Source organism: Candidatus Hydrogenedentota bacterium, assembly GCA_016791475.1.
Lineage (GTDB): Bacteria > Hydrogenedentota > Hydrogenedentia > Hydrogenedentales > JAEUWI01 > JAEUWI01.
Window position 1 is genome coordinate 1 of sequence record JAEUWI010000233.1, and the last position, 703, is coordinate 703.

Consider the following 703-nt stretch of genomic DNA (forward strand, 5'->3'; position numbering starts at 1 on the left):
AGGATCTCGGCGTCGAACCAGGGATTGCCGCCGAGGGCTTCGGCGACGTAGGGGCGCATGATGGCGATCAGTTCGCCGGCGGCGACATATTTGCGCAGGGCGCGGATGGCGGGCGTGGCCATTGCCACGTCGCCAATCCAATTGGGCAGAAAGATCCCGAGGCGCATCCCTTCGCTCCATCGTTGGGCGCCGCTGTAGTGAGGGGTACGAGTGTAACGGAGGGGTTCGCTAGCGGCAATTGAAGTTGAAGGGTGCTAGCAGTCGCCCCATATTTTCTTCTCTCCTTTGCGCCTTCGCGCCTTTGCGTAAGATCTTAATTCGATTTGTCTCACGCAAAGGCGCGAAGGCGCAAAGAATACGGGGAGAAGCTATTGAAGAACTATTCCGCGAGATTGTAAGTCTTCACGGAGTTTGGCGGGCGTCGTGAAGAGCGTAGCGTCGAGGCCGACCGCCAGGGCGCCGTCGACGTTTTCCTGTCGGTCGTCGGTGAAGAAGACCTGGCCTGGTTCAGCGCCCGCGAGCTTCACGGCGTGCGCGTAGATCGCCGGCTCGGGCTTCATCGAGCGGACCTCAAAGCTGAGGACGTATTGCTCGAAGGCGTTGTTCAAGAATGGATAACGACCCGAGGTGACAAACTCCCAGTCGAGCGTGTTGGTATTCGACATGATTCCCAGCTGATGGCCGGCGGCGGCAAGCTGTTCGA

Annotated in this window: 2 protein-coding genes; both read right to left on the bottom strand. The window is 59.5% G+C overall.

What is annotated here, in order from left to right:
• Positions 1 to 167 (bottom strand): ADP-heptose--LPS heptosyltransferase (locus JNK74_28910; GenBank protein MBL7650202.1); only part of this gene is annotated, 167 nt, incomplete at its 3' end.
• A 201-nt stretch (positions 168 to 368) separates the two neighbouring features.
• The coding region (locus JNK74_28915; GenBank protein ID MBL7650203.1) for an HAD-IA family hydrolase at positions 369 to 703 on the bottom strand (335 nt) is incomplete at its 5' end.